This is a genomic window from Allobosea sp. 10N428 (assembly GCF_056394545.1).
The window spans coordinates 1-798 of the sequence record NZ_JBFTIC010000037.1 but is presented as its reverse complement, the minus strand read 5'-3'; the positions used below and the strand labels follow the sequence as shown (position 1 = coordinate 798).

Below are 798 nucleotides of genomic sequence, written 5' to 3'. Positions count from 1 at the left end.
AGGAGGGCCGCCCCTTTACGAGGGAGAGGCGACGGCCGGGATTAGGACATCCATCTGCCGAAGTACCAGCCGAATCCGACTGCAAAAAGCATCCCGGCCGAGACACAGATCAACAGGACCATGGTTCCCAGGGAACCATCGAGATTAGCGTGAGTTCCGCGCCTCTACGAAACCAACGTACAGCTCCAGCGTCTGCTCGCTGGCCCGAAAATATAGGCAGTCCCCGCACAAAAAAACGGCCCGGCGCCGCGGGAGAAGGCCGGGCCACGTTCAGGGATCAAGCCGCTCAAGCCGGCAGCCATCTTGCGGCGGTCAGCCGCTCGATTTCGGAGGCAGCGGCAACGATGGCGGCCCGTCGCGCCAGCGCCGCGCCCAGCGGATCACGGCGTCACAGACGGTCATCCCAACCAGCCCGAGCGCGAATCCGACCGAGCCCTCGATGTCACCGGTCGGATAGGCCCAGAGATCGAGCCATTTCCGAATGAGGGGCATGGCGGCCGGCGTCGCGTAGCCAGCGGTGATGCCACCGACGACCGCGCTCGCGATGCGCTGCGGCCATGAGAAGCCTTTTACGACGAGACCTCGCACCGTCCCGCCGGCGAAGCCTGTCAAACGGCCTGCAAAGTTGCCCCCCGATCGGCGTCCAATGTTGGGTCTGACGCAGTTCTGCTGACGCTTTGGGTCATTGCGCGCCGATCAGACGGGCTTGGAGAAGATCGATCTTGCCGCGGCCGTACATTTGGCGTTTGACGAGCTTGAGCCGGGTGATCTGGCCCTCGGTTTGACCGTTCGACCAGG

1 protein-coding gene is annotated in these 798 nt (G+C 64.0%); it reads right to left on the bottom strand.

Features of this window, described 5'->3' with window-relative positions:
• Window positions 1–312: 312 nt before the first annotated feature.
• Window positions 313–612 carry a hypothetical protein gene (locus AC1DDA_RS27395; RefSeq protein ID WP_476798093.1) on the bottom strand — a complete coding sequence of 100 codons (300 nt, stop codon included), beginning with the start codon at window positions 610–612 and terminating at the stop codon, window positions 313–315.
• Window positions 613–798: the final 186 nt, after the last annotated feature.